29 protein-coding genes are annotated in these 25,115 nt (G+C 67.5%); 8 read left to right on the top strand and 21 right to left on the bottom strand.

Annotation, left to right across the window (positions count from 1 at the left end; all coding sequences use genetic code 11):
- Positions 1-696, bottom strand: a 696-nt coding sequence (locus tag J7346_RS09425; protein WP_209119667.1) for a ribokinase, incomplete at its 3' end; no start/stop codon positions are given.
- Positions 693-1,619 (bottom strand): nucleoside hydrolase, encoded by a 927-nt coding sequence (locus J7346_RS09430; protein ID WP_209119668.1) that lies wholly within the window; start codon positions 1,617-1,619, stop codon positions 693-695. The genes J7346_RS09425 and J7346_RS09430, both read right to left, overlap by 4 nt.
- A gap of 104 nt (positions 1,620-1,723) precedes the next feature.
- Here J7346_RS09430 and J7346_RS09435 point away from each other — a divergent pair, with 104 nt between their 5' ends.
- Positions 1,724-2,992, top strand: coding sequence for a DUF819 family protein (locus tag J7346_RS09435; RefSeq protein ID WP_209119669.1), 1,269 nt, complete (start codon positions 1,724-1,726; stop codon positions 2,990-2,992).
- A gap of 4 nt (positions 2,993-2,996) precedes the next feature.
- Positions 2,997-3,347 carry a DUF2200 domain-containing protein gene (locus J7346_RS09440; protein WP_348521487.1) on the top strand — a complete coding sequence of 117 codons (351 nt, stop codon included), beginning with the start codon at positions 2,997-2,999 and terminating at the stop codon, positions 3,345-3,347.
- 17 nt (positions 3,348-3,364) lie between these two features.
- Here J7346_RS09440 and J7346_RS09445 read toward each other — a convergent pair whose 3' ends face one another.
- Positions 3,365-3,523 carry a hypothetical protein gene (locus J7346_RS09445; RefSeq protein ID WP_209119670.1) on the bottom strand — a complete coding sequence of 53 codons (159 nt, stop codon included), beginning with the start codon at positions 3,521-3,523 and terminating at the stop codon, positions 3,365-3,367.
- A 90-nt stretch (positions 3,524-3,613) separates the two neighbouring features.
- On the opposite strand from J7346_RS09445, the gene J7346_RS09450 reads away from it, so the two are divergent.
- Both J7346_RS09450 and J7346_RS09455 read left to right on the top strand, forming a co-directional pair.
- Positions 3,614-4,177 (top strand): hypothetical protein, encoded by a 564-nt coding sequence (locus J7346_RS09450; RefSeq protein WP_209119671.1) that lies wholly within the window; start codon positions 3,614-3,616, stop codon positions 4,175-4,177.
- Positions 4,178-4,259: 82 nt separating this feature from the next.
- Complete coding sequence (locus tag J7346_RS09455; RefSeq protein WP_209119672.1) at positions 4,260-5,111, top strand: alpha/beta fold hydrolase; 852 nt, start codon at positions 4,260-4,262, stop codon at positions 5,109-5,111.
- Positions 5,112-5,115: 4 nt separating this feature from the next.
- On the opposite strand, the gene J7346_RS09460 is transcribed toward J7346_RS09455, so the two are convergent.
- The gene (locus tag J7346_RS09460; RefSeq protein ID WP_209119673.1) at positions 5,116-5,685 is read right to left on the bottom strand and encodes a YqgE/AlgH family protein; all 570 of its coding nucleotides are present in this window, start codon (positions 5,683-5,685) and stop codon (positions 5,116-5,118) included.
- A 140-nt stretch (positions 5,686-5,825) separates the two neighbouring features.
- On the opposite strand from J7346_RS09460, the gene J7346_RS09465 reads away from it, so the two are divergent.
- On the top strand, positions 5,826-6,308 hold the full coding sequence (locus J7346_RS09465) for a peroxiredoxin (protein ID WP_209119674.1): 483 nt from the start codon (positions 5,826-5,828) through the stop codon (positions 6,306-6,308).
- Position 6,309: 1 nt separating this feature from the next.
- Here J7346_RS09465 and J7346_RS09470 read toward each other — a convergent pair whose 3' ends face one another.
- The 5 genes from J7346_RS09470 to J7346_RS09490 form a co-directional block, all read right to left on the bottom strand.
- Positions 6,310-8,265 carry an ATP-binding protein gene (locus J7346_RS09470; RefSeq protein ID WP_209119675.1) on the bottom strand — a complete coding sequence of 652 codons (1,956 nt, stop codon included), beginning with the start codon at positions 8,263-8,265 and terminating at the stop codon, positions 6,310-6,312.
- A 66-nt stretch (positions 8,266-8,331) separates the two neighbouring features.
- On the bottom strand, positions 8,332-9,363 hold the full coding sequence (locus J7346_RS09475; protein ID WP_209119676.1) for a quinone-dependent dihydroorotate dehydrogenase: 1,032 nt from the start codon (positions 9,361-9,363) through the stop codon (positions 8,332-8,334).
- Complete coding sequence (locus J7346_RS09480) at positions 9,360-9,707, bottom strand: DUF952 domain-containing protein (protein ID WP_209119677.1); 348 nt, start codon at positions 9,705-9,707, stop codon at positions 9,360-9,362. Before J7346_RS09480 ends, J7346_RS09475 begins: the two co-directional genes overlap by 4 nt.
- Positions 9,704-10,204 (bottom strand): histidine phosphatase family protein, encoded by a 501-nt coding sequence (locus tag J7346_RS09485; protein WP_209119678.1) that lies wholly within the window; start codon positions 10,202-10,204, stop codon positions 9,704-9,706. Before J7346_RS09485 ends, J7346_RS09480 begins: the two co-directional genes overlap by 4 nt.
- Positions 10,205-10,213: 9 nt before the next feature.
- Positions 10,214-10,975 carry a methyltransferase domain-containing protein gene (locus J7346_RS09490; protein WP_209119679.1) on the bottom strand — a complete coding sequence of 254 codons (762 nt, stop codon included), beginning with the start codon at positions 10,973-10,975 and terminating at the stop codon, positions 10,214-10,216.
- A 47-nt stretch (positions 10,976-11,022) separates the two neighbouring features.
- On the opposite strand from J7346_RS09490, the gene gloB reads away from it, so the two are divergent.
- The gene (gloB, locus tag J7346_RS09495; protein WP_209119764.1) at positions 11,023-11,751 is read left to right on the top strand and encodes a hydroxyacylglutathione hydrolase; all 729 of its coding nucleotides are present in this window, start codon (positions 11,023-11,025) and stop codon (positions 11,749-11,751) included.
- On the opposite strand, the gene J7346_RS09500 is transcribed toward gloB, so the two are convergent.
- From J7346_RS09500 to J7346_RS09530, 7 genes are all read right to left on the bottom strand, one after another.
- Positions 11,752-12,543, bottom strand: coding sequence for a DUF4908 domain-containing protein (locus tag J7346_RS09500; protein ID WP_209119680.1), 792 nt, complete (start codon positions 12,541-12,543; stop codon positions 11,752-11,754). It abuts the gene before it with no gap.
- Positions 12,544-12,591: 48 nt separating this feature from the next.
- Entirely contained in the window at positions 12,592-13,317 is a 726-nt protein-coding gene (gene phbB / locus J7346_RS09505) for an acetoacetyl-CoA reductase (RefSeq protein WP_209119681.1), read from the bottom strand.
- Positions 13,318-13,416: 99 nt separating this feature from the next.
- Positions 13,417-14,475: an NAD(P)-dependent alcohol dehydrogenase gene (locus J7346_RS09510; RefSeq protein WP_245157775.1), complete on the bottom strand. Its 1,059-nt coding sequence runs from the start codon at positions 14,473-14,475 to the stop codon at positions 13,417-13,419.
- Positions 14,476-14,539: 64 nt separating this feature from the next.
- On the bottom strand, positions 14,540-15,289 hold the full coding sequence (locus tag J7346_RS09515) for a DUF72 domain-containing protein (protein WP_209119682.1): 750 nt from the start codon (positions 15,287-15,289) through the stop codon (positions 14,540-14,542).
- 69 nt (positions 15,290-15,358) lie between these two features.
- Positions 15,359-15,727 carry a hypothetical protein gene (locus tag J7346_RS09520; protein ID WP_209119683.1) on the bottom strand — a complete coding sequence of 123 codons (369 nt, stop codon included), beginning with the start codon at positions 15,725-15,727 and terminating at the stop codon, positions 15,359-15,361.
- A 63-nt stretch (positions 15,728-15,790) separates the two neighbouring features.
- On the bottom strand, positions 15,791-17,152 hold the full coding sequence (locus J7346_RS09525) for a glutamate--cysteine ligase (RefSeq protein WP_209119684.1): 1,362 nt from the start codon (positions 17,150-17,152) through the stop codon (positions 15,791-15,793).
- Between the two features lie 60 nt (positions 17,153-17,212).
- Positions 17,213-17,932, bottom strand: coding sequence for a 16S rRNA (uracil(1498)-N(3))-methyltransferase (locus J7346_RS09530; RefSeq protein ID WP_209119766.1), 720 nt, complete (start codon positions 17,930-17,932; stop codon positions 17,213-17,215).
- 69 nt (positions 17,933-18,001) lie between these two features.
- Between J7346_RS09530 and ppk2 the strand changes: the two genes are divergently transcribed.
- Positions 18,002-18,766 carry a polyphosphate kinase 2 gene (ppk2, locus tag J7346_RS09535; protein WP_209119685.1) on the top strand — a complete coding sequence of 255 codons (765 nt, stop codon included), beginning with the start codon at positions 18,002-18,004 and terminating at the stop codon, positions 18,764-18,766.
- A gap of 264 nt (positions 18,767-19,030) precedes the next feature.
- On the opposite strand, the gene J7346_RS09540 is transcribed toward ppk2, so the two are convergent.
- The 3 genes from J7346_RS09540 to J7346_RS09550 form a co-directional block, all read right to left on the bottom strand.
- Complete coding sequence (locus J7346_RS09540) at positions 19,031-20,194, bottom strand: acyl-CoA dehydrogenase family protein (protein ID WP_209119686.1); 1,164 nt, start codon at positions 20,192-20,194, stop codon at positions 19,031-19,033.
- A 249-nt stretch (positions 20,195-20,443) separates the two neighbouring features.
- Entirely contained in the window at positions 20,444-22,228 is a 1,785-nt protein-coding gene (locus J7346_RS09545; RefSeq protein ID WP_209119687.1) for an acyl-CoA dehydrogenase C-terminal domain-containing protein, read from the bottom strand.
- Between the two features lie 3 nt (positions 22,229-22,231).
- Entirely contained in the window at positions 22,232-22,753 is a 522-nt protein-coding gene (locus tag J7346_RS09550) for a MerR family DNA-binding transcriptional regulator (protein WP_209119688.1), read from the bottom strand.
- A gap of 43 nt (positions 22,754-22,796) precedes the next feature.
- On the opposite strand from J7346_RS09550, the gene J7346_RS09555 reads away from it, so the two are divergent.
- Entirely contained in the window at positions 22,797-22,958 is a 162-nt protein-coding gene (locus tag J7346_RS09555) for a DUF2256 domain-containing protein (RefSeq protein ID WP_209119689.1), read from the top strand.
- Here the strand turns inward: J7346_RS09555 and J7346_RS09560 are convergent.
- Together J7346_RS09560 and J7346_RS09565 are read right to left on the bottom strand one after the other, a co-directional pair.
- On the bottom strand, positions 22,913-23,386 hold the full coding sequence (locus tag J7346_RS09560; protein ID WP_209119690.1) for a DoxX family protein: 474 nt from the start codon (positions 23,384-23,386) through the stop codon (positions 22,913-22,915). The genes J7346_RS09555 and J7346_RS09560 overlap by 46 nt on opposite strands.
- Positions 23,387-23,570: 184 nt before the next feature.
- Positions 23,571-24,977: a protein adenylyltransferase SelO family protein gene (locus tag J7346_RS09565; RefSeq protein ID WP_209119691.1), complete on the bottom strand. Its 1,407-nt coding sequence runs from the start codon at positions 24,975-24,977 to the stop codon at positions 23,571-23,573.
- Between the last annotated feature and the right edge of the window lie 138 nt (positions 24,978-25,115).

The raw sequence follows: 25,115 nt of genomic DNA on the forward strand, positions 1-25,115 counted from the left end.
GACAAAGGCATCGCCCGCTCCGGTCGCATCCACCGCCTCGACCCGCGGCGCCCCGACCTCGGCGACCACCGCCCCGCGCTTGTAGAGGCTCGCCCCCTCCGCCCCCCGGGTGATGACCACCTGCCCGCCTCCGGAGTGCAGGGCGTCACCATAGAATTCCGCCTCGGTCTGATTGACCACGATCAGGTCGCAGCGCCGCAAAAGGGCTTCGGACACCGGAGCGGCTGGCGCCAGATTGGCGCAGACGAAGCCGGTCGCGCGGCCGACGGCGGCCTCGACCGTCTCGACCGGCAGCTCCAGCTGCACGATCAGCGGATCCTCGATCCGCGCGGGAAGATGCTCGGGCCGGACCTGGCCATTGGCACCCGAGGCCACGACGATCTGGTTCTCGCCCGACGGGTCGACGGCGATCAGGGCGACGCCGGTCGGCGTGCCCTCGGCGCTGCCGACCCCCTTCAGGTCCACGCCGGCGTCTTCCAGCAGCACCAGGGCCTCGTCCGAGAGCGGACCTTCGCCCACGGCTCCGATCAGGGCAACGTCGGCGCCCAGACGCCGCGCGGCCAGCGCCTGGTTGGCGCCCTTGCCGCCCGGGTGGCGCGCCAGCACGGCCCCTGTCACCGTCTCGCCCGCGCGTGGCAGGGACGGCGCGGTGGCCACCATGTCGACATTGATCGACCCGACCACGGTGATCCTCATCGTGTCGCTCCCTTCAGCAGGTCAAAGACGCCGTCGGCATCGGCTGCGGTCGCCCACCGATGACGAAGCGGCCCGGCGACGCCGTCGCGGAACTCGACCGCCGTATGCCCCCGCGTCAGGCCGCTGCCGGTCTCGACCGCAATATGGCACGGCCGGAGGGTGAACAGCTCGGGCCGGAGCATCCAGGCCACCGGACACAGGTCGTGGACGGGTGGCGCATCCCAGCCGACGATCTCGCGCTCGATTCTCTGGGAGAAGCGCATCATTGACGAAGCAGCCAAGGCCGGCGGGGTAGCGAGGGCTTCGACGTCGGCGATCCGCGCCTCGGTCGCGCACACCTGATGGGTGACGTCGAGGCCGAACAGGACCACGTCGCAGGCGCTGGCCAGCACCTCGGCCGCCGCCTCCGGGTCGGCCCAGATGTTGAATTCGGCCGAGGCCGTGATGTTGCCGCCCTCGGCCCGCGCGCCGCCCATGACCGCGACCCGCCCCAGACGCTCCGCCAGCCGTGGCTCGGCACGCAGCGCCAGCGCCAGATTGGTCAGGGGACCCAGCACCGCTATCGAGACCGTCCCCGCCGGCCGCGCCATGACCCGCTCCACGATGGCCTCGACCGCGCCCCCGGGCTCACAGCCTTTTGCCGGATCGAAGGGCGCCATATCGCCCAGACCTTCGGCGCCATGGAATTCTCCGGCACCTGCCGGCTCGCGCACCAGCGGGCGTTCAGCGCCGCGATAGACCGGCACATCCTCGCGCGCGGCAATCTGGCGCAGGATGCAGGCGTTCCGGGCCGTCTTTTCGACCGGGACATTGCCGCCCACGGTGGTGACGGCCAACAGGTCCAGAGCCGGGCTGCCAAAGGCGGTCAGCAGGGCCACGGCATCGTCCACGCCGGGATCGCAATCGATGATCAGGGATGTCATCCCCTCTCCCTGCCGCGCGCCGCCGTTGGATGCAACGGCCTGTCACGGCTTGCCAAATCGCACCCCGGTTGCCCTTATGCCCCCAACCAAGGGGAGACACGTCCATGCCGACCGAAGAGGCCGCCACCACCGCCCTGATCACCAATGACGCCGTGGTGCTGGGCCTTCTGGCCGTGATCCTGGGCGCCGTCTTCTGGATCTCGAGCCGGGACAACGTCTGGGTGAAGCGGTTCTTCACCGTCATTCCGGCCCTGCTGCTCTGCTATTTCCTGCCGTCCCTGCTGACGACCTTCGGCGTCGTCGATCCCGAGGAATCCCGGCTCTACTATATCGCCTCGCGCTATCTGCTGCCGGCCGCACTCGTGCTGCTGACCGTCTCGGCTGACCTGCCCGCCGTCGTGGGTCTGGGGCCCAAGGCGCTGATCATGTTCTTTACCGGCACCATCGGCGTGATGATCGGCGGGCCCGTGGCCCTGCTGCTGACCAGCTGGTTCGCGCCCGAACTGATGGGAGCAGGCCCCGAAGCTATCTGGCGCGGCATGGCGACCGTGGCCGGCAGCTGGATCGGCGGGTCGGCCAACCAGACCGCCCTTTACGAGATCTATGGCGCGGGGCCGGACACCTTCTCGATCTGGATCGCCGTCGACGTGATCGTCGCCAACGTCTGGATGGCTGTCGTCCTCTGGATGGCCGCCAATCAGCGCCGCGTCGACAAGCTGTTCCGGGCCGACGCCTCGGCCGTCGACCGTGTCCGCGACAAGGCCGAGGCCTATGAAGCCGAGCACGCCCGCATCCCGATGCTCAAGGATCTGATCTTCATCCTCGCGGTCGGCTTCGGCGCAGTGGGCCTGTCGCATGCGATCGCGGACCCGCTGTCCACCTGGTTCGGCGAGACCTGGCCCTGGGCCCAGCGCCTGTCGCTGGACTCGGCCTTCTTCTGGCTGGTGCTGATCGCCACCGTGATCGGCGTGGTCCTGTCCTTCACCCCGGCCCGCAAGCTGCAGGGCCCAGGCGCGGCCAAGGTCGGGTCAGTGTTCGTCTATGTGCTGGTGGCCACCGTCGGGCTGAACATGAACATCGGGGCCATCCTCGACAGCCCGGTCTACTTCCTGATCGGCGCCGTCTGGATGCTGGTGCATGTGGCCCTGATGGTTCTGGTCGCCTTCCTGATCCGGGCACCCAGCTTCTTCCTCGGCGTCGGCTCGATGGCCAACATCGGCGGAGCGGCCTCCGCCCCCGTGGCCGCCGCGGCCTTCCACCCCTCCCTCGCCCCGGTCGGCGTGCTTCTGGCCGTGGTCGGCTACATCGTCGGCACGGCCGCCGCCTGGTTCACCGGTCTGGTCATGATGCAGATCGCCGCCGGGGCGGGCTAGGTCCGTGTCCGGGCACCGCATCTATGGTATGGCCTTCGCCGGGGTCCATTCGGCCTATGTGGCCAAGGCCGAACGCAAGGGTCGCACACGCGAGGAGGTCGATACCCTGATCCGCTGGCTGACCGGCTATGACCAGGCGGGGCTGGAGCAGCAGATCGCGGACCGTAAGGACGTCCAGACCTTCTTCGCCGATGCCCCGGCGATGAACCCGGCGCGCGAGGCCATCACCGGGGTCATCTGCGGCATCCGCGTCGAGGAGGTCGCCGAGCCGCTGATGCGGGAGATCCGCTATCTCGACAAGCTCATCGACGAGCTGGCCCGGGGCAAGGCGATGGACAAGATCCTGCGCGCCTGACGGGGCCAACGCTTCGCTCAGGGCACCAGATGCGTGACCTCTCCGACGCCTTCATCGTCCTCGCCGTCGTCCAGCGGAATGACGCGATCCGGGCGTTCCAGGGCCTCGGCTTCGTCTTCCAGACGCTCGATCTTGTCGGCGCGTGTTTCGGTTTCGGTCGCGGGGGTGTCGGGCATGGGAGCCTCCTGTATTGGCATATGTCCTGAACCCGCAGCGGCCGCGCCCTGTTCCGTGCACTGTTGCGACCCGTGCCACAGGATAACGCCATGGACCCAAGCAGCCCCGAGATTGATCCCGACGTCGCCCGCGCCCTCGGATGGCCCAAGTCAAAATATGCGTGGGTCGAGCGCGAACGACGGTGGCTGTGCCGCGCGGTCCCGCATGACCGGGTGGTGCGGGTCGAGCACTTCACTGACCTGTACGTCGAGGGCACACAGCTGCGTCTGCGCGAGGCCCTGCCGGATGACGGGGGACCGGCGATGCTGCGGCTGGGCCGCAAGGCCGATGTCAGCCCGGCCGTCCGGCTGCTGACCTCCATCTACCTGTCGCCCGAGGAGTTCCGGCTGCTGTCCACCCTGCCCGGCCGCCGGCTGACCAAGACCCGTCATTATCTCGGCAATGTCGACGGCGCGGACCTATCGGTCGACGTCTTCTCCGGAGCCCTCGAAGGCCTGATCATGGCCGAGGCCGAGTTCCCGGACCCGGAAGCCATGGCCCTCTATCCGACGCCGGACTTCGCCACGCGCGAGGTCACCGACGACAGTCGCTACACCGGCGGCCGGCTGGTGATTGACGGTCTGCCGACAGAAGGAGCCGTCGGCCGAAATTAAACATCCGTAATTACAGCATTGTAAGCTGTGCCATTGCGGACCCGATGGCAAAGAAGTGGGGATTTCGTGTCACGAGGCCCCCATGAAACTGACCCTCCTTGCCGCCGCCGCCTCCTGCTTCGCTGCTCTGTCCGCCCCCCTTGCGGCCACGGCCCAGCAGGCGCCGATAGAGGTATCGATCCCTTCCGGCAGCGAGACCGTTTCGGCCCGGCTTCTGGTCGGCGACGGGGAAGGGGACCGACCGGCCATCGCCCTGTTCAACGGCTTCCCCTCGGGATCGAATGTGCCGCGTGTCGCGGGCGAACTGCAGGCCGCCGGCTACACGGTCCTCGTGCCGAGCTACCGCGGGACCGGAGCGTCCGGGGGCGAGTTCAGCCTCGACAATGCGCGGGTGGATGGCCAGGCCGTCGTCGACTGGCTGCGCCATCATGAAGGGATCGATCCGGATCAGGTTGCGGTGTTCGGGGTCAGCTTCGGTGGCTGGCTGGCGCTGCATACAGCGGCCTTGGACGCCGACATCCGATGCGTGGTCGCTCTCGTTCCTGCAGACATGGGCGTGATCGCGGATCGATGGGGTCGGGATCCCGAATACGCGGCCCTTTGGCGATCCGAGCTGGACAGCTTTGCCGCCGATACCGAGCTCGCGCGCTTCGGCGCCGGAGGTCCCGGGGCCTTCATGCAGGCTTCCATCGCCGGGGCAGAGGAGGCGCGGTTCTCTCCGAAGGCGGCGGCGCTGGCGGACCGGCCCGTCTTCGTGGCCGGTGGCCGATCGGACCCCGCGGCCCCTTTCACGGACCACTATGGGCCGCTGGTCGCGGCCTTGCGCGCGGCGGAGGTACCCTTCGCGGCCCTCGAATTTCCCGGAGGCCATAACCCGAACGAGGCCAAGGCCGCAGCGGTCAGCTTCATCGAGCGAAGCTGCTTCGCCGACTGACGCCTCAGGCCCGACCGCCGGTGCCCGACAGGCGGGCTGCATCCACGCCGATGGCGGCCAGGGCCCGGGCCCATTTGGTGGGGTGATCGTCGTCGAACACCATTTCGGTGTCGGCATCGGCGGTGAGCCAGATGTTCTCGGTCAGCTCGGCCTCGAGCTGGCCTTCGTCCCAGCCCGCATAGCCCAGCATCAGGCGCGACCGGCGCGGGCCGGTAACGGGATCGGACATGGCCACCAGCACATCGCGGGTGCCTGTGAGGGCCAGACCGTCCCCGAAGGCCAGGCTGGTCCCGTCCGAAATCCAGTCGTCGGTGTGAAGCACAAAGCCGCGCTCGCGCTCGACCGGCCCGCCGACCAGCACCGGCGCCTCATAGCCTTCGGCCGGGGGGGGCATGTCCAGCTTTTCCAGCACCGTCGACAGATCGATCCCCTCCAGCGGCTGGTCGATGCGCACGCCCATGGCGTGATCCGGCCCGTGGGCACAGATCAGAATGACAGCCTGTCGGAACCGGTCATCGTCGATACCGGGCATGGCGATGAGCAGACGACCGGCGAGGGAGGAAAAGCCGTTCATGAGGGGATCATCGGGTCTGGCCCGGTCCGACGCAAGGGGCGGGAGCGCGCTTTGGCCCCCAAGCCCCTTGGTGCAGGCGCGGCGGATGTCTATCTGGGCAGGACCGGCCCCGACGGCCCCAGCCCCAACGGAGACACTCCATGACCATCTCGATCGGCGACCGCCTGCCCGAAGCCACCCTGATGAAGGCCACCTCCGAGGGGCCCAAGCCGGTGAATGTCTCGGAAATCTTCAACGGCAAGACCGTGGCCCTGTTCGCCGTGCCGGGCGCCTTCACCCCGACCTGTTCGGCGCGTCACCTGCCGGGCTTTGCCGAGAACCTCGACACCCTGAAGGACAAGGGCGTCGACACCGTCGCCTGTGTCTCGGTCAATGACGCCTTCGTCATGGGCGCATGGGCCAATTCCCAGGACGGCGCCGACAAGATCCTCATGCTTGCCGACGGCAATGGCGAATTCACCCGCGCGGTCGGCCTGACCATGGATGCCAAGGGCTTTGGCATGGGCGAGCGCTCGCAGCGCTACTCCATGCTGGTCAAGGACGGCGTGGTCGAGCAGCTGAACATCGAGCAGGGCGGCGAGTTCAAGGTGTCCTCGGCCGAACACCTTCTGGGCCAGCTCTAGGTCAGGCCACGGCCTCGATCCGGTCTTCTTGCGGGGGCCGGATCGTGGCACCGTTCATGACGTGGGTCACCGCACCCAGCAGCGACGCCGGCGTGATCGGTTTCGGCACGAAATAGGTCATGCCTGCCTCGCCACAGGCGGTGATGTCCTCGGGACTGGTGTCGGCCGTGACGGCAATGACCGGCACTTCGGCATTGGCGTTGTCCGAGGCCCGCAGGCGTCGGGTCGCCTCGCGACCGTCCAGCTCCGGCATACGCACATCCATGAAGATCAGGTCGAAGGTCTGGGCGTCGCAGGCCTTGAGCGCCAGCAGGCCATCGGCAGCCGTGGTGACCTCGCACCCAAGGGGTTGCAGGATCAGCTGGATGGCCCGCCGGTTGATATCGTGGTCGTCGACGACCAGCACCCGCATGGGGGCATCATCCTCTGCGACCTCTTCCACTGGGGCTTCCGGTTCGGCGACGGGGGCAGCCTCGACCGGTTCGGCGGCAACCGCCACGGTCTCGACCGCCGGCGCCGGCGCAGGCGAGGGTGCGGGCGGGGCCACCGGCGCCTTGTCCGGCAGACCGCCGAGGGCGCGCGCCACCACTTCCCGTCCGGCCCGTTCCGGTGGCGGCAGGCTGCTGGTCTCCGAATTGGCGCGCGGGAAACTCAGGGCCACGGTGAAGCTGGATCCCTCGCCCAGACGGCTGTGGGCCGTCAGGCGTCCGCCCATCAGTTCGCTCAGGTGGCGGCTGATCGCCAGTCCGAGGCCCGTTCCGCCATGGCGCGCGCTGACGCCCGAGGCGGTCTGATCGAACGGGCTGAACAGGCGCTGGATCTGGGCCGGCGTCATGCCCGGCCCGGTATCCTGAATCTCGATCAGCACGGAATAGCCGGAGGGTTCCTCCTCCCAGGCCTTGAGCTTCAGGGTGATACTGCCGGTGTCCGTGAACTTGACCGCGTTCGAGATCAGATTGTTCAGGATCTGGCGCAGGCGCATGGCGTCGCCCCGCACATGGGCCGGCACCTGGGAAGCTCCCTCGATGCGCAGCTTGAGCCCCTTGGACGCCACCGGACCCTGCCACAGGCGGGCGGTCTGGGCGATCAGGGAGCGCAGGTTGAAGTCGTCGACCTCGACCGTCATGCGCCCCGCCTCGATCTTGGCGTGGTCCAGCAGGTCGTCGAGCAGGGCCTTCATCATCAGGCCGGCGTCGGTGATCAGGCGGGCCTGATTTCGGGTGTGATAGTCGTCGGTGCTGTCCTGGATGACGCCCGCGCCGGCCATGATGGCGCTGATCGGGGTGCGCAGATCGTGTCCGACGGCGGCCAGAAAGGCCTGTCGGCTCTCCATCACCTCTTCGGCGTGAAGACGGCGGCTCTCGGCATCCAGCCGGGCGGCCTCCTCGGACTTGCGGGCCGTTTCCATCCGCTGCCAGGTGCTGAGGCAGTAGGTCATGAAGACGGCGATGGCGATGGCGAAGGCCGTTGCAAAGGGGGCCGAAGCGCCGTTGGTCACCATGAAGATCGGTGTGATCGCGAGATACAGGAACTGCGGCGCAACGGTCAGCGCCAGGACCGTCCGGGACCGGGGCGCGTTCACCACGGCATAGATGGCGCCTGACGACAGAAGGATCGCGGCGCAAACCCCGCCCATGGGTCCGCCGATCAGCCACAGCGGCACCGACAGGCTGCCGAAATAGGCAGCGTTCGCCACCAGCATGACGCAGGCGGCCGCAAAGCGCGGCAGGCCGAAGGACTCGGACTTGCCGGCGTTGACCGGCCCGAACACCCACAGGTCCAGCAGCTGCACCAGGAAGTAACCGGCCACCCAGGCGATCGAGAAGTCCCAGCCCAGGATCGGGCTGAACACCAGGGCGCTGGCGGCGCCCATGCCCAGTCGCTGCAGCAGCGCCTTGCGGCGCTGCCGGATTGCCTCAACCCAGCCTGACGACAAGTCGGCCGTTGCCATGGTCATTCGCATCCCCGTGGGTGGGCCTTTCAGCCCTTTTCACCACTATGGCGCGTCAGGCCTAACGCTCCGTCAACGCGCGGTGCCGACGGCCTCGCCCGCTGTGGAAAAGCCGTCCGCCTTCAGGCGCGCGATCAGATCGGCCTTGATCCGCCGGACCAGACCCGGCCCCTCGAAGACGAGCGCCGAATAGATTTGCACCGCGCTGGCCCCCGCGCGGATGCGGGCATAGGCCTCGGCCCCGTCCGCGATCCCGCCCACGGCGATGAGCGGCAGGCGCCCGTCGGCCGCTTCCGCTGCCGCCGCCAGGGCCCGCCGCGCGCGATCCTTCAGAGCGGCTCCCGACAGGCCGCCCGCCTCACCGGCATGGGCCGATCTGAGGGTGTCGGGCCGATCGAGGGTCGTGTTCGACACGATCAGTCCGTCCAGCCCGTATTGCAGGCTGGCCTCGACGATCCGGCCGATGTCGGCGTCCGACAGGTCGGGGGCAATCTTCAGGAAGACCGGCCGGTCGACCGGGCGCGCGCCCTGGATGCGGGCCAGCAAGGGCTCGAGCGCCTCGACGGTCTGCAGGCCGCGCAGGCCCGGCGTATTGGGCGAAGACACATTGACGGTGAGATAGTCGGCGAGGCCGCCCAGTCGCCGCAGGCCGGTCTCATAGTCAGCGATCCGGTCGTCGGCATCCTTGTTCGCGCCCAGATTGGCCCCGACCACCACACCGGGCGGACGATGGGCCAGCCGGTCGGCAAAGGCGTCCAGGCCGTCGTTGTTGAACCCCATCCGGTTGATCACCGCCCGGTCCTCTTCCAGCCGGAACAGGCGCGGGCGAGGATTGCCGGTCTGGGGCCGGGGCGTGACCGAGCCGCATTCGACAAAGCCAAAGCCCAGTCCCGCCAAACCCCGGATCGCGACCGCATTCTTGTCCAGTCCCGCGGCCAGTCCGACCGGATTGGGCAGCCCCAGCCCCGCCACGCGGGTACGCAGGATCGGGTCGTCCTTCTGCGCACCCAAGGGCAGGTAACGCAGGCCGGCAATGGCCATCTCGTGCGCACGCTCGGCGTCCATCTTCCGGAGCAGGGCCGTACCGAGGTCGAGCAGGCTCATGCCGGCTCTCCGGCGTCGATGTGCAGGGTGCCCTCCCCATCGACGTGGCAGGCCTCGACCGCACGGACCGCGCCCAGGGGCAGGGGTCGGTACAGGTGCGGAAACAAGGCGCCCCCGCGCGAGGGCTCCCATACCAGATCCACCAGCGCGGCCGTCTCAAGGGTCACCAGCACAAGGTTCGTCCGGCCCAAATAGTGTTTGCCGGCCGTGCCCGGCAGCTGCTCAGCCGTCGACATGTGGATGTAGCCGTCCCGCAGATCGACCTCGGAGCCCGGATAGTGGCCGTCGGCGGTCGCCGCCTCCCACTCCTCCGCATCCACCAGCTTGAAGATGGTCCCGGTCACGTGTCGCTGTCCTCGGGCCGCACCAGACCTTCCAGCGCATAGCGCCCGGCCACGTCGACGGAGAAGACCACCGCCTGACCCGTCGGGAAACCCGCCGCCAGCCGGTCCAGCACCGAGGGCGCCGCCGCCCCCTCCATCAGCAGCTCCACGGCCAGCTGATGGATACCCGGATTGTGACCGACCAGGATCAGACAGCCGGCCAGGTCCGCCTCGTCCTCGACATGGGTGCGCAGGGTCGCGGCATCGGCCTCGTACAGGGCATCGACCTGACGGACCTCGACGTCCCCCAGGCTCTCGTGCACCAGCTCCCAGGTCTGCAGCGTCCGCTCGGCCGACGAGACCAGGGCCCGGTCGGGCTTCAGGCCCCGGTCGGCCAGAATCCGGCCGACGCGCAGGGCATCGGCCTCGCCGCGGGGGGACAGCGGACGGTCGCGATCACGACCCGAGGGAGAGCCGCGTTCAGCCTTGGCATGGCGCATCAGGATCAGTCGGTGCATGCCGACGCTCTAGGCGTGTTCGACCGGCTCGACCAGAGCCCGGCGACTGTCTCGTCCCGCCCGGGCGGGCTCCAGTCCGCCTTCGAGCAGGGGGACGCGTTCGGTCTGCTCCGCTGTCCGGGCAAGGGCATAGGCCTGACGGGTCGCCTCCAGCAGGATGAGACCGGCCGCCCCCGGTACGAGACGGCGCCCCACCTGCTCGAAGCCGTCCGCCATCCCGTACAGCACGGGCCATGGCGGGACATAAAGCGTCTGGGACCAGGCGGCCGGTTCGAGGCCCACTTCCCGGACCAGCCGTTCCAGCTGGCGCCGCGTGAAGGGCCGGCCGTGGCCAAACGGGGTGCTCTCGGCCCGCGCCCACAAGCCGCCGCGCGCAGCGGCGACCAGAATGATCCGTCCCGCGGGGCTGAGTACCCGGATCGCCTCGGCCATCAGGGCACGAACATCGTCGGCCTCCTCAAGCGCGTGAACGACCAGCACACGGTCGAAACTGCCTGCGGCGAACGGCAAGGCCCGGTCATCGACCAGCACCGCCCGGTTGCGGGCGCCGCGCGGCCAGACTTCGACCCCCTGCCCCGACGGCATGGCCGCGATCAGCCGGCGAGCCCCGACGAACGCCCCCAGCCAGGGCGTCGCATAGCCCAGCCCCAGCACGTCACAGCCGTCGGCCTCGCCCCAGGCGCCCTCCAGCCGGTCAGCCAGCAGCCGACGGACCAGCCGGCCGGACGGCTCGCCGTAGAACTGCCTGAGCTCCTCGATGGGCATGCGCATGGGCTGAGGATAGCCCCGGACGCCCATCCCCTGCTAGGGTCATGGCCATGACGCTGGATGTGCACCTCTTCCCCTGCCTGTCGGACAACTACGGCCTGCTGGTCCGGGACCGGACCGCCGGGGCTGTGGCCACGATCGACACGCCGGATGCCGACCGCATTCTCGAGGAGCTGTCGACCCTCGGCTGGGGACCACTCGGTCAGGTGCTCAACACCCACTGGCACCCGGATCACACCGGCGGGAATGCGGCACTGAAGGCAGCGACCGGGTGCACCATCCATGGCCCGGCCGAGGTTCGCCGTGCCGCGCCCCTCGACCATGAGATCCGGGATGGCGACACCGTCCAGGTCGGGGACACGCGCCTCGATGTCATCGCCGCCCCCGGCCACACCCTCGGCCATGTGGTGTTTCACGACCCGGAGGGCCGGACCGCCTTTGTCGGGGACGTCCTGTTCACCCTCGGCTGCGGGCGACTGTTCGAGGGCACGCCCGAACAGATGTGGGACAGTCTTGCGACCCTGATGGCCTGGCCGGACGAGACGGAGATCTGGTGCGCCCATGAATACACCGCCGCCAATGCCCGGTTTGCGCTGAGCGTCGATGACCGACCGGAATTGCGCACCCATGTCGAGGCCCTGCGGGTCCGGATCGACGCGGGTCAGCCGACCGTGCCCACCACCCTGGGGGAAGAGCGGCGGTTCAATCCGTTCCTGACGGCGGGCGATGCCGGGACCTTCGCCCGCCGCCGCGCGGCCAAGGACGAATTTCGCGGCTGACTACTCGGCGCCGGCGATGACGCGCACGATCCGGGCGGAGGACGGTCGCCCGGCGAAACCGGCGTCCGGATCGATCACAATCCGCAGGGTGCCCCGGGAAAAACTGACCTGGCGCGGGCCGATGTCCGTGATGATGATGGCCTGAACGCGGGCCACGTCCCGACGGAGGCTGGGCGAGCGGGCCATACGGACAATCGCGTCGACGGCGGTCGACAGGGCATCGGTGGCCACCGGTTCGGACCCCGGCTCGATGTCCATGTCCACGACCACGATCCGTCCGACGGCGCGGGTCGCCCGGTCGCTCTGACGCAGGATGAAATCCATCAACTGGAAGGCCGTCAGGGTCGGCGCCAGAAGCTCCGGTGCCGGGCCGGCCAGTGACACGGGTGACCCCTGGGGGGTGGTCGTGGTGTAAAGGGTCATGCCCCCATCGGGCGTGACCCGCAGAACCTGATCTCCGGCGTCATTGCGGAAGATGATGTCGCCGCGCGGGGCGGGCGACGGGCGCAGCACCCAGACCTCGGTCGAGCGGTCAAACCGCATCAGGGTGGCCGGACGGGACCGGTCCAGGATGAATCCCTGTCCCGTCTCGGACACATAGCGTCCACTGTCGGGCAGATTGGTCGATGGACTGCGCTCGCGCTGGCTGCGGGCCGACTCGCTCTGGAAATTGGCGCTGGACTGGGCGTGGGCCACTGGGGCCTGGGCCAGACAGACGAGCGCGAGCACCCCCGCCAATACGGCCGAGGGCGCCGGTCGCCATGTCGATCCGACCTGTCTACCGCGCGTCATGTCAAAACGTGTGACTCTGCACCCCGGCAGATTTTGGGCAGGCGCCCGTCAGCCGACCAGATACTGTCCGCCGTTCAGCGATAGCGTACATCCTGTGACATATCCGGCACGTTCGCCGGCCAGCCATGACACCATGTCCGCGATTTCCTCGCCCTTGCCCAGCCGTCCGACGGGGATCTGGGCGATGATGGAATCCAGCACCTTCTGGTCCATGGCGCCCACCATTTCGGTGTCGATGTAGCCGGGGGCGATGCAGTTCACGGTCACGCCCTTGCGCGCATTCTCGAGCGCCAGAGCCTTGGTGAAGCCGATCATGCCCGCCTTGGCGGCGGAATAGTTGGTCTGGCCGATCTGGCCCTTCTGACCGTTGATCGAGCTGATGTTGACGATACGGCCAAAGCCCCGGTCGCGCATGCCGCCGATCACCTGCCGTGTCATGTTGAACACCGAGTCCATGTTCACGCGGATCACGTCCGACCACTGGTCCGCGGTCATCTTGTGAAAGAAGCCGTCGCGCGTGATGCCGGCGTTGTTGATCAGCACGTCGATCGGGCCCAGTTCGGCCTCGACCTCCTGCACGGCCCGCGCGCAGTCCTCGAACGAGCCGACATTGCCCTTCACCACCATGACGTCCAGCTCGGCGGCCGTCGCCTCGGCCGCCTGGGCATTGCCGGAATAGCCGGCCGCGACCGACAGGCCGTCTTCCTTCAGCCGCTGAACAATCGCCTTGCCGATGCCCCGGGTTCCCCCGGTGACCAGTGCCACCCGTGCCATATGCAGTCCCTTGCGTTTCCGGTGCGGGGGGCGTCTCAGCGCGCCCCTCCGTCATCCAAGCCTTAACGAAACGCGGGGTTCCCGGCTAGGTGGTCAACTTCACAGCTGTGCCATATCCAGCACGAAGCGATAGCGGACGTCCGACTTCAGCATCCGCTCATAGGCTTCGTTGATGCGGTCGGGCGCAATCACCTCGATATCGCAGGCGATGCCGTGCTCGGCGCAGAAGTCGAGCATTTCCTGCGTCTCCCGAATGCCCCCGATCAGCGAGCCGGCCACCCGGCGGCGGCGCATCAGCAGCGGAATGGCGAACACCGGCATGCCCTCGGTCGTCAGGCCAAGCATGACCATGGTGCCGTCCCGCGCCAGCAGGTTCAGGTGACTGGCGATCTCATGGGTGGCCGAGACCGTATTGATGATCAGGTCGAACTTCTCGGCCGCCGCCTTCATGGCGTCGGCGTCGGAGTTGATCAGGAAGTGTTTGGCCCCCATGCGCTCGGCGTCGGCCTTCTTGCGGTCGGAAGTCGACAGAACCGTCACCTCGGCACCCATGGCCGCAGCGAGTTTGACGGCCATGTGGCCAAGTCCGCCCAGCCCCACCACGGCCACCTTTGAACCCGGTCCCACGCCCCAGGTTCTCAGGGGCGAATAGGTCGTGATCCCCGCGCACAGCAGCGGCGCCGCGGCATCCAGCGGGATCGAATCCGGAATGCTGAGCACATAGTTCTGATCGACCGTGATCCGGTCGGAATAGCCGCCCTGGGTGATCTTCTGGCCGACCTCGGCCCCCTTGCGGTCAGCGGAGCCATAGGTCTGGGTCATGCCGGGCTCGCAATACTGCTCCAGCCCCTCCTGACAGGCGGCGCAGGTCCGGCAGCTGTCGACCATGCAGCCAACGCCGACGCGATCGCCTTCGCTGAAGCGCGTGACGTTGGACCCGACAGCGGTCACCACACCGGCGATCTCGTGGCCCGGGACGATCGGATAGCGGGTGCCGCCCAGATCGTTCTTCGCCACATGCAGGTCCGAGTGACAGACGCCGCAGTATTTGATCTCGATCACCACATCGTCCGGGCCGGGATCGCGCCGGTCGAAGCTCCAGGGCTCCAGCGGCTGGTCGGCGGCGACGGCGGCAAAGGCGCGGGTGGCGATGGGCATGGGGACTCCTCGAAAATCGACCCTTCAGGTGTGTACCGAAGCCCCGGGGCGCAAGGCAGCGGAGTCAGCTGACCCGTTCGATCAGGGCTATGGCGGCCGCCGGGTTCCGGACCTTGGCGCCCGCGATCATATAGGCGAACACATCGCCACGCTTCGCCCAGCCCCGCAGGCGGTCGGCCGCAGCGTCCAGTTCATCGGAAGACATGCCGGTCGGCTCGTCCTCGCGACTGGACATCAGGCGGGCATAGGAGAAGTCGGCGGTCGGCTGGTCAATGCGGGGCCATTCCGGCGCCTCTTCGTCCTCGGCATAGACGATGGCGCAGTCGTACTTCGCCGCCAGATCATAGAATTCCTGCGTGTCGAAGCTGGCGTGCCGGACCTCCAGCGCGTGGCGAAGGCGCACGCCGTCCTTGTCCTTGGGCAACAGCTTCAGAAAGCCCTCGAAATCGGCCGGATCGAACTTCTTGGTGGCCATGAATTGCCAGTTGATCGGACCCAGCTTGTCGCCCAGCACGGTCAGCCCCTGATCCAGAAACCGGTCGAAGCTCTCCTTGCCCTCGGACAGCACCTTGCGATTGGTGCAGTAGCGGCTGGCCTTCACCGCAAAGACGAAGCCGTCGGGCGTCTCGTCGCGCCACTTCATCCAGCTGTCGGGTTTGAAGGTCGAATAGTAGGTGCCGTTGATCTCGATCGAGGTCAGCTTGCCGGCCGCATATTCCAGCTCGCGCTTCTGCACCAGGCCCTCGGGATAGAAGACCCCGCGCCACGGCTCATAGGTCCAGCCGCCGATGCCGATGTGGATTTTGCCGCTCATGCCGCGCCCCTGTGCCGTCGATCTGCGGATCGTCCGGCACTGGTCGTCACAAGTCCAGAGGTCGCCGGGCTATTGCGTCACCGGCGGCGGGTTCGAGTCGGAGGTCATGGCCCCGGCTTCGGAGTCCGTGGCCGCAGGCGATCCTTCCGGGGACGCTTCCGGCACGGGCTGCAGTTCCTCGGGCACCGGGCGGGCGTTGCTCTCGTCCTCGACGGCATCCAGACCCGGCTGGCTGGCCATCACCATGATCGCATAGATGATCAGCAGGAGGGTGACCGACACCACCAGAACGACCACGATGCGAAGCCCGCTGCGGCCCTGTTTGGTCCGTTGGGCATCCACGACGGGGCCATCGGATTCACGGGCATCGGCCTCGGCGGGACCCTCACCGGGCAGGACGTCAGTGGGCTCTTCGGGGGGGCGGTTTTCGGTGTTCATGCTGACTGAACCCGCAAGCGCCACCGTAGTTCCGGCCTGCGTCCGCTTGTCCCGGCCTGGGCCTCAGTAGGCGAAGTCGGAATACAGCCGGCGCACGTCCCCGCCCCAGGGTCCGTGGTACAGGTCCAGCAGGCGCTCGGCCGGCGTCACCCCGCTGTCGGCAGTGTCCTCCAGCTCGGACAGATAGCCGCGCTCGTCGACCATGCCGCCCGAGAAGCGCGCCCGGTTCTTCAGGCCCTGGCGGGCGATGGCGACCATATCGACCGCCACATCGCGCAGCGACCGGCCCCCGATCTCGGCGCGCAGGCCCAGCCGCGTCACCTCGCGGCGCAGACGCTCGTGATCCTCGATCTGCCAGTCCTTGCAGAGGTCCCAGGCCGCCGCCAGCGACGGCGCGTCATAGAAGATTCCGGCCCACAGCGCGGGCAGGGCACAGATGCGGCTCCACGGGCCGCCGTCGGCGCCGCGCATCTCCAGATACTGTTTCAGACGCACTTCGGGGAACAGGGTCGTCAGGTGGTCGGCCCAGTCCCTGGCATTGGCCCGGTCACCCGGCAGGACGTCCAGCTTTCCATCCATGAAGGCGCGGAACGACTGACCCGACAGATCCACATAGCGCCCGTCGCGCTTGGCGAAATACATGGGCACATCGAGCGCATAGTCGACATAGGCCTCAAAGCCGAAGCCGTCGGCGAATACGAAATCGAGCATGCCGGTGCGGTCCGGATCGGTGTCGGTCCAGACATTGGCCCGGGCGGTCAGGAAGCCGTTCGGTCGACCGTCCGTAAACGGAGAATTGGCAAACAGGGCCGTGGCCACGGGCTGCAAGGCCAGCGAGGTGCGGAACTTCGTCACCATGTCGGCTTCGGAATCGAAGTCCAGATTGGCCTGGATGGTGCAGGTGCGCAGCATCATGTCGAGGCCCAGCCCGCCGCGTTTGGGCATATAGGCGCGCATGATGTCGTAGCGGCCCTTGGGCATGACCGGCACGTCCTCGCGACTCCACAACGGATCGAAGCCGACCCCGAGGAAGCCCAGGCCCAGCTCGTCGGCCACCATCTTGACCTCGACCAGATGCTGGCCGGTCTCGGAACAGATGTCGTGGATGTCCTTGAGGGGCGCGCCTGACAGCTCGAACTGGCCGCCGGGCTCCAGACTGATGGAGGCGGTCATCCCTTCGGCGTTCCTGCGCTCGAGCGCGATGACGTGACCGCCCTCCTCGACCGGGCTCCAGCCGAAGCGCTGCAGGCCCTCCAGCATGGCACGGATGCCGGCGGGGCCGTCATAGGCCGGGCGACGGAGGGTAGCCTTGTCGAAGCCGAACTTCTCGTGCTCGGCCCCGATCCGCCACTGATCCTTGGGCTTGATCCCCTTCGACAGGGTCCCGATCAGGGCCTCGCGGCTCAGGGGTTCGGCGTCAGACATCAAAGGGGTCCCTCGTTCGTCTGGCCAATTGGGCAGTCCGGACGACGGGCACAAGTGGCCTCATCGCTCCCAGTCGCCCAGGCTCGCCTGCCACAGGGCGAGCGCCACAGTCGCCGCCGTGTCGGCGCGCAGGACACGCGGGCCCAGCGACACGGGCGTGGTGAACGGCAGCTCTCGAAGCCGCTGCCGCTCCGACGGAGAAAAGCCGCCCTCCGGCCCGATCACTATGCCCCAGCTGGTGCCGCCGGCTTGCGGCAATGCCACCTTCGCCGGCGGGCCGCCCGTCTCGTCACAGAACATCAGGCGCCGGTCGGGATTCCAGCCGTCGAGCACAGCCTCGAGCGGCTCCGGGGCCAGGATGTCCGGCACATCAATGCGGCCCGTCTGTTCAGCGGATTCCACCGCTATGGTCTCCAGCCGGTCCAGACGCAGATTTTGGGGCTGGGTGCGTTCGGTGCGCACCAGCCGGATGCGGCGCACCCCCAGTTCGGTAGCCTTCTCGACCGCGAACTCCAGCGGGCTCTTCTTCACGGCGGCCATGAGCAGCTCGACATCCGGCGGCAGGATCTGGTCCCGCGCCCGCTCTTCGGCCTTCAGAACGACACCCCGCTTCAGCACCTCAGCCACCGAGCAGCGCCACTCGCCGTCGGCCCCATTGAAGACCAGCAGGTCGTCGCCGGCCTTCAGCCGCATGACCTGGGTCAGATAGCGCGATTGGTCGAGGCCTGGGGCCAGGGCCGCTCCGGGCGACAGGGGCTGGGGGATGTAGAGGCGGATCATGAACAGGTGATCGGGAGCTGCGGCGGGTTTCCCTTGCATCTATCGACCGCCTTGGCTCCAGTGTCAGCCATGGGAAAGAAAAAACAGGCCTACAAGGCCGAGCTGCGCACCCTCCAGATCGCGCTGGTCGAGAGCCAGGCCCGCCTGATCGCCGAGGGCCGCAAGGTGCTGATCCTGTTCGAGGGGCGCGACACCGCCGGCAAGGATGGCGCCATCAAGCGCGTGACCGAGCACATGGCCCCGCGCCAGACCCGGGTCGTGTCCCTGCCCAAGCCGAGCGACCGCGAGCAGACCCAGTGGTATTTCCAGCGCTATGTCGCCCATCTCCCGGCGGCGGGCGAGATCGTGGTCTTCAACCGCTCCTGGTACAATCGGGCGGGGGTCGAGGTGGTGATGGGGTTCTCGACCGCAGAGGAACAGTCCGACTTCATCCGCGACGTGCCCGCCTTCGAGGCCATGCTGACCGAGGCCAATATCGTCCCGATCAAGATCTGGCTGGACATCACCAAGGACGAGCAGGCGCGGCGACTTGAGGCCAGGGTCGAGGACCCGCTCAAACACTTCAAGACCTCGCCGCTGGACGCCGAGGCCCAGAAGCGCTGGCACGCCTATTCCGAGGCCCGCGACACCATGCTGCTGCGCAGCCATACGCCGCTCGCGCCGTGGCTGATCGTCGCCACCGACGACAAGAAGCAGGCTCGCCTGAACGTCATGCGCCATCTGGTGGAGCGCCTCGGCGTGCACGGCCTCAGCGTCACGACCCGCCCGGTCGACCCGGCGATCGCCTTCCCGTTTGAGCCCGAGGCCCTGAACGACGGGCGGATGGCGCGGTAGGTCGGGGAGCGGCGAACCGTTCATGGGAGGACTCGGCCTGCCCCAAGCCAACGGACTACCACCCCAGCTTTAGCTTCAACTCCATGACGACGTCGTGCCCTGCCCCTGCCATGACCCGTTCCGCCTCACCTGCGCTGATGTGATCTGTCCGGATGGTACCGAATAGATCCCCGGTGTCGTAGCGGAGAAGGAGCCGACGCCCGAGGATGCCCTTGCGTTGGAACACCTCATAGTTCCCATCCGAAAAAATCAGATTGTCAGGCACTAAAGCGTCCGGGCGATCAGCAGCTTCATGATCTCGTTCGTGCCGCCATAGATGCGCTGGACGCGGGCATCCTTGTACAGCTGGGCGATCGGATATTCGTTCATATAGCCATAGCCGCCGTGCAGCTGGAGCATCTCGTCGATGGTCTCGCCCTGGATGTCGGTCACCCAGTATTTGGCCATGGAGGCGGTCGCCGCATCCAGCTTGCCTTGCAGGTGCAGGCCCATGCAGTGGTCGACGAACACCTTGGCCACCGTCAGCTTGGTCTTGACCTCGGCCAGTTTGAACTGGGTGTTCTGGAACTCGATGACGCGCTTGCCGAACGCCTTGCGTTCCTTGACGTAGGCGATGGTCTCGGAGAGGCCCCGCTCGGCAGCGGCCACGCCCTGGACGGCGATGTTCAGGCGTTCCTGCGGCAACTGCTGCATCAGCTGGACGAAGCCCTGGCCCTCGACGCCGCCGATGATGTTCTCGCCCGGCACCTTCACATCGTTGAAGAACAGCTCGGAGGTGTCATTGCCCTCCATGCCGATCTTGTGGAGGTTCCGCCCGCGCTCAAAGCCTTCGGCGCCGTCGGTCTCGACCACGATCAGGCTGGTGCCCTTGGCCCCTTCCGACGGATCGGTCTTGGCCACCACGATGATGAAGTTCGCCAGCTGGCCATTGGTGATGAAGGTCTTGGACCCGTTCACCACATACTGGTTGCCCTGTTTGATGGCGGTCGTCTTGACGCCCTGCAGGTCGGAGCCTGCGCCCGGCTCGGTCATGGCGATGGCGCCGACCAGCTCGCCCGAGGCCAGCTTCGGCAGCCAGCGGGCCTTCTGCTCCTCGGTGCCATAGTGCCAGATGTAAGGGGCGACGATGGCGTTGTGCAGCGAGATGCCGAAGTGGTCCGCGCCCTTCCAGCCCAGCTGACGCATCAGCACGACCTCGTGGCGATAGTCGCCGCCCATGCCGCCGTCTTCCTCGGGCATCGACAGGCCCAGCAGGCCGGCCTCACCCGCCTGGGTCCACAGCTCGCGCGGGACCGAGGAGTTGGCGATCCACTCCTGCACCTTTTCCGGAGGCGCATGCTCGTCGATCCACTTGCCGACGGAATCGGAGAAGAGGGTGATCTCCTCGTCCTGCATGAAGTCGGGATCGGGGCTGTTGAGGATGTTCATTCCGGGTCTCCAGAGAAGGTCAGGGTCAGCTGCTGGCGCGGATTCCAGTCGGGCGGAGGGGGCAGGGAACGAGACCACCAGTGCATTCCGGCCGCGATCCATCGACGACGCAGATCGGCATGGGATGCGCCATTCCCAGCGTCATCGTAACCGAACTGAACGCCGCAACACGGGCAAATTGCCTGATAGCGTTCTTCCGAACTCAAACCGTCGGCATAGCCACAAACGGGGCATCTGCCTTCAACCAAGTCAGAACGCCTCTGCCGGCATCTGCATCAGGACCTCGGCGCCGGTCTTCAGCTTGGCCAGGTGCGAACCGGCGTCGGGCAGGATGCGCTCGACGAAATAGCGGCCGGTCTGCAGCTTGGTGGCGTAGAAGGGATCGTCCGATCCGCCGTCGATGGCCTTATGCGCGGCGATCGCCATCTGGGCCCAGACATAGGCCATGGCGGTCAGACCGAAGATGTGCAGATAGTCGGTCGAGGCGGCACCCGCGTTGTCCGGATTTTGCATGCCGTTCTGCATCAGCCACATGGTGGCCTCCTGCAGCTTCTTCTTGGCGTCGGCCAGTCCGTCGATGAAGGGTTTGACGGCCTCGTTGCCGGCATTGTCCGACACGAAGGCGTCGATCTCGCCGAACCAGGTCATGACCGCCCGGCCGCCGTTGGCCGGCAGCTTGCGGCCCACGAGGTCGAGGGCCTGCACGCCGTTGGTGCCCTCGTAGATCATGGTGATGCGCGCATCGCGCAGATACTGGCTGGCGGGGAAGTGTTCGGTGTAGCCCGAGCCGCCGTGCACCTGCATGGCCAGCGAGGCCACGTGGAAGCCGCGGTCGGTCAGGAAAGCCTTCACCACCGGGGTGATCAGGCCCATGTAGTCGCGGGCCTTCTGCGCGGTCGCCTCATCGTCCGACCGCTGCAGGTCGGCCTGCAGCGCGGTCCACAGGATGAAGGCCTGGCCGCCTTCGACATAGGCCTTGGCTTCCAGCAGCATGCGCCGCACGTCGGGGTGGACGATGATCGGATCGGCCGGACCGTCGGCATTCTTCGGCCCGGTCAGCGAACGGCCCTGCAGGCGGTCCCTGGCGAATTCGACGGCGGCCTGATAGGCGGCGGTTCCGATCGAGTGACCCTGCAGGCCGGTGCCCAGACGCGCCTCGTTCATCATGACGAACATGGCCGCCATGCCCTTGTTCTCGGTGCCGACCAGCCAGCCCTTCGCGTTCTCGTACGACATCACGCAGGTGGCGTTGCCGTGGATGCCCATCTTGTGCTCGAGGCCGGCGCACTGGACGCCCTCATTGCGGTCGCCGACCGAGCCGTCCTCATTGACGAAGAATTTCGGCACGACGAACAGGCTGATGCCCTTGATGCCCGCCGGCGCGCCCTCGATGCGGGCCAGCACCAGGTGGATGATGTTGTCGGTGAAGTCGTGCTCGCCCGACGAGATCCAGATCTTCTGGCCGGTGATGTTGTAGCTGCCGTCCCCGTTCGGCACCGCCTTGGTGCGGATCAGGCCCAGGTCCGTGCCGCACTGCGGCTCGGTCAGGTTCATGGTGCCGCCCCATTCGCCGGTCGCCAGTTTGGGCAGATAGGTGGCCTTCTGCGCGTCCGAGCCGTTGGCGTGCAGCGCCTCGTAGCAGCCGTGGGTCAGGCCCGGATACATCGAGAACGCCGGAGAGGCCGCTGCCGTGAACTGGCCGAACGCCATGCCCACGATGGCCGGCATGCCCTGACCGCCGAATTCGGGGTCGGACGACAGGCCGGGCCAGCCGGCCTCGACCATCTGCTGATAGGCTTCCTTCCAGCCCGTCGGGCCGGTGACCTTGCCGTTATCCCACGTGCAGCCTTCCTGATCGCCGACCTTGTTCAGCGGGGCGATGACCTCCTCGGCGAATTTGGCGCCTTCCTCGAGGATCTGCTGGACGAGATCGGAACTGACCTCGGCAAATCCCGTCTGGTTGGAATAGCGGTCGATCTCGAGCACTTCGTTCAGCACAAAGGTCAGGTCGCGGACAGGCGCCTTGTAGGCCATGGGTCAGACTCTCGGCTTCTGGGAATGGGCAAGGGGGGTGTGAAGACTGTGCGCGGGCGGCACAGCTCCGTGGTCGGGGTTGAGGCGGGCTTTGAGCAGGCTGGCGTATTCCTCGGCGCCGGGCAACAGGTCGGGCCGATACTGGCCCAGGCGCTGCTCCATGACGCGGCAGGCTTCCTCGGCCGTGGCGATGGCCTCGTCGAGGTCCAGACGCTGCTGCTTCAGGGCCTCGATCTGGGCGCGATGACGGCGCAGGGCGACCGCCATCTGGTGCACGTTGTGGTCGTTGTGGTCATACAGATCCAGCATCTCCTGAATCTCCTGCAGCGAGAAGCCGATGCGGCGCCCCCGCAGGATCAGCTTCAGCCGCGCCCGGTCGCGCGCGGAATAGACGCGGGTCTGGCCCTTGCGCGCCGGCGTGAGCAGGCCCTTGTCCTCATAGAAGCGCAGGGCCCGCGCGGTCGCGCCGAATTCTCGGCACAGCTGGCGGATGGAATAGGTGCGATGATCGTCGGCACTGGCCATGCCTGCGTCATAACTTGACGCGCACGTAAAGGGAAGCTTTTTGATGACGCGACGTCACGTCAATGACCGGGGCACGGCAAAGGCAGACCTTCCGGAGAAGGTCTGCCCGGCCTGTGGCCGTCCGTTCAGCTGGCGCCGCAAATGGGCGCGCGACTGGGATCAGGTGAAATTCTGCTCGGACCGTTGCCGGGCGAAGGGCGCCTGACGGAGCGGGCAGGCCTCGCGCATCCGGAACCACAGCAGCGGCGCGGTCGCCAGGATCAGGGCCAGATTGACGACCGTATGGCCGACATCGCCCATCACGATGTGCACGCTCATCATGACCGTCTGGAGGACGAGCAGGCCCGCCGCCGCGACGACCAGCAGGGGACGCCCGATCTTCCAGCTGATCAGCGGCGTCAGCACCATGAGCGCCAGAACGACCTCGGCCAGACCCACGCCCCGCACGAGGTCGACCGGCACATACTGCGGCCAGCCCATCAGCGCCGTCAGGGTGGTAAGCGGTTCGGTCAGCTTGGCGTAACCGGCCGCGATGAAGAACATCGCGACCCAGCCCTGCAGGGTCCACAGGGTCAGGTTCAGATAGCTGGCGTTCAGGCGCGCCTGCGCCGTGGGATAGGTCCGAGAGTGCATTGTCTTTGGCCCGGGGAGGGGCTTCGCTTTATTGGTAACAGTGTCGATGTCGGAACGGCGAGCCTGTCCCGCAAGGGTGCGAAGCGTGAGCGTAACCATCCGTGATCGCCTTCTGCGCCGGGTCCACGGCCAAAGCGTGGCCGTATCCATACGGATGTGTAATCCCGACGGGCTTTCCGGGCGGTTAACCCTGCCGGGCCGCGCGGGCCGCCCTCAGCCTGTCGATCTTGGCGTGGAACGGCGACCAGTCGTCGCCCTGGTCTATCGCGGCCCAGAGGGCCTCGACCTCATCGATCAGCATTTCCTCGGGCTCGGCTGCCGCAAAGACGGGATGGGCCAGGCGCTCGGGTCGGTCCGGTTCGTGTTCGAACAGGGCAAAGCGGAAGGCGTCGAAGGCCTCACCCTGATACAGGCGCGCCCGCGGTCCCCGCAGCGCCCGTTCGGACGAGGAGAAGCCACAGAACCAGTCGTGGAACAGCGGCTCCCACCGCAGGGCCTCGCCCCCATCCCGCAGCAGGGCAAGAGTGGTATCGACCAGCCGCTGGTCGGCCGCCTCGCCCAGGGACTTCACCCCCAGCCGTTCGAGGAAGGCGAGGCGCAGCTCGGCGATGTAGCGGGGCCCGAAGGTGTTGAGCGCGGCGGTCAGGGGCTCAACCTCCGCAATCGGCTTCAGCGCGCCACCCAGCTGGGTCAGGGCCCAGAACACCGCCTCGGGCTGTCGGGCAAAGGCATAGAGGCCGAACTGGTCGAAATAGGCGGCGGTGAAGCCGGGCTCATAATGAGGCAGGAACCGCCATGGGCCATAGTCGAAACTCTCGCCCGTGACATTCAGATTGTCGGTGTTCAGCACACCATGGACGAAGCCCGCCGCCACCCAGCGGGCCGTCAGACGGGCCGAGGCCGCGACCACAGCCTCCATCAGGGCCGGCACATCTCCCTCGGCGACGGTCGGGTGATAGTTCGCCCGCGCGTGCTCGACCAGGGCCGCCGTCAGATCGGGGCGCTCCAGATAGGCTGTGCGCTGGAAGGTGCCGAAGCGAATGTGGCTGTGCGACAGCCGGACCAGCACAGCGGCCCGCGTCGGCGAGGGCTCGTCGCCGCGTTCCAGCGCCTCCTCCGTTTCGATCAGCGACAGGGCGCGGCTGGTCGGCACACCCAGGGAGTCCAGCATTTCGGCGGCCAGCACCTCACGCATTCCGCCCTTCAGCGTCAGTCGCCCGTCGGCGCCGCGCGACCATGGGGTCTGGCCCGAGCCCTTGGTGCCCAGATCCATCAGCCGCCCCCGAGCATCCAGAAGCTGGGCCGCCAGAAAGCCCCGTCCGTCGCCCAGATCGGGGTTGTAGGTGCGGAACTGGTGGCCGTGGTAGCGCATGGCCATCGGGCCCGGCTGTCCCGGCAGGGGCTCGAACCGTCCGAAATGCGCCCGCCATTCGGCTTCACTCAGACCCGCCAGACCGACAGTCGCGGCCGCCGCATCATTGCGGAAACGCACGGCCTTCAACGGCAGGTCGGCGGCGCGCACGGGATCGAAGAATTCGTCGCCCAGGGCATGGAAACGGGGAGCGGGCTGGTACGCAGGATCGACGGGCATGCCCCGCAGATGCGCCGGCCCCTGCCCGCAAACAAGCCCAAATGGCTTGAACGCGGCTCTCGGGACCTTATAGGTAGGGCCACGCATCAGGCTCCCCCCGGTCGCGGCCGAAGGAGTCTGGCCGGCGTCTGACCCTCG

It is taken from the genome of Brevundimonas sp. A19_0 (assembly GCF_017744255.1).
Classification (GTDB): Bacteria; Pseudomonadota; Alphaproteobacteria; order Caulobacterales; family Caulobacteraceae; genus Brevundimonas.

Bases quoted from the DNA above. Each gene is read 5' to 3' on its own strand.
- J7346_RS09430 (WP_209119668.1), bottom strand. From the start codon at position 1,619: ATGACATCCCTGATCATCGATTGCGATCCCGGCGTGGACGATGCCGTG.
- J7346_RS09435 (WP_209119669.1), top strand. From the start codon at position 1,724: ATGCCGACCGAAGAGGCCGCCACCACCGCCCTGATCACCAATGACGCC.
- J7346_RS09445 (WP_209119670.1), bottom strand. From the start codon at position 3,523: ATGCCCGACACCCCCGCGACCGAAACCGAAACACGCGCCGACAAGATC.
- J7346_RS09450 (WP_209119671.1), top strand. From the start codon at position 3,614: ATGGACCCAAGCAGCCCCGAGATTGATCCCGACGTCGCCCGCGCCCTC.
- J7346_RS09455 (WP_209119672.1), top strand. From the start codon at position 4,260: ATGAAACTGACCCTCCTTGCCGCCGCCGCCTCCTGCTTCGCTGCTCTG.
- J7346_RS09460 (WP_209119673.1), bottom strand. From the start codon at position 5,685: ATGAACGGCTTTTCCTCCCTCGCCGGTCGTCTGCTCATCGCCATGCCC.
- J7346_RS09465 (WP_209119674.1), top strand. From the start codon at position 5,826: ATGACCATCTCGATCGGCGACCGCCTGCCCGAAGCCACCCTGATGAAG.
- J7346_RS09470 (WP_209119675.1), bottom strand. From the start codon at position 8,265: ATGACCATGGCAACGGCCGACTTGTCGTCAGGCTGGGTTGAGGCAATC.
- J7346_RS09475 (WP_209119676.1), bottom strand. From the start codon at position 9,363: ATGAGCCTGCTCGACCTCGGTACGGCCCTGCTCCGGAAGATGGACGCC.
- J7346_RS09485 (WP_209119678.1), bottom strand. From the start codon at position 10,204: ATGCACCGACTGATCCTGATGCGCCATGCCAAGGCTGAACGCGGCTCT.
- J7346_RS09490 (WP_209119679.1), bottom strand. From the start codon at position 10,975: ATGCGCATGCCCATCGAGGAGCTCAGGCAGTTCTACGGCGAGCCGTCC.
- gloB (WP_209119764.1), top strand. From the start codon at position 11,023: ATGACGCTGGATGTGCACCTCTTCCCCTGCCTGTCGGACAACTACGGC.
- J7346_RS09500 (WP_209119680.1), bottom strand. From the start codon at position 12,543: ATGACGCGCGGTAGACAGGTCGGATCGACATGGCGACCGGCGCCCTCG.
- phbB (WP_209119681.1), bottom strand. From the start codon at position 13,317: ATGGCACGGGTGGCACTGGTCACCGGGGGAACCCGGGGCATCGGCAAG.
- J7346_RS09510 (WP_245157775.1), bottom strand. From the start codon at position 14,475: ATGCCCATCGCCACCCGCGCCTTTGCCGCCGTCGCCGCCGACCAGCCG.
- J7346_RS09515 (WP_209119682.1), bottom strand. From the start codon at position 15,289: ATGAGCGGCAAAATCCACATCGGCATCGGCGGCTGGACCTATGAGCCG.
- J7346_RS09520 (WP_209119683.1), bottom strand. From the start codon at position 15,727: ATGAACACCGAAAACCGCCCCCCCGAAGAGCCCACTGACGTCCTGCCC.
- J7346_RS09525 (WP_209119684.1), bottom strand. From the start codon at position 17,152: ATGTCTGACGCCGAACCCCTGAGCCGCGAGGCCCTGATCGGGACCCTG.
- J7346_RS09530 (WP_209119766.1), bottom strand. From the start codon at position 17,932: ATGATCCGCCTCTACATCCCCCAGCCCCTGTCGCCCGGAGCGGCCCTG.
- ppk2 (WP_209119685.1), top strand. From the start codon at position 18,002: ATGGGAAAGAAAAAACAGGCCTACAAGGCCGAGCTGCGCACCCTCCAG.
- J7346_RS09540 (WP_209119686.1), bottom strand. From the start codon at position 20,194: ATGAACATCCTCAACAGCCCCGATCCCGACTTCATGCAGGACGAGGAG.
- J7346_RS09545 (WP_209119687.1), bottom strand. From the start codon at position 22,228: ATGGCCTACAAGGCGCCTGTCCGCGACCTGACCTTTGTGCTGAACGAA.
- J7346_RS09550 (WP_209119688.1), bottom strand. From the start codon at position 22,753: ATGGCCAGTGCCGACGATCATCGCACCTATTCCATCCGCCAGCTGTGC.
- J7346_RS09555 (WP_209119689.1), top strand. From the start codon at position 22,797: ATGACGCGACGTCACGTCAATGACCGGGGCACGGCAAAGGCAGACCTT.
- J7346_RS09560 (WP_209119690.1), bottom strand. From the start codon at position 23,386: ATGCACTCTCGGACCTATCCCACGGCGCAGGCGCGCCTGAACGCCAGC.
- J7346_RS09565 (WP_209119691.1), bottom strand. From the start codon at position 24,977: ATGCCCGTCGATCCTGCGTACCAGCCCGCTCCCCGTTTCCATGCCCTG.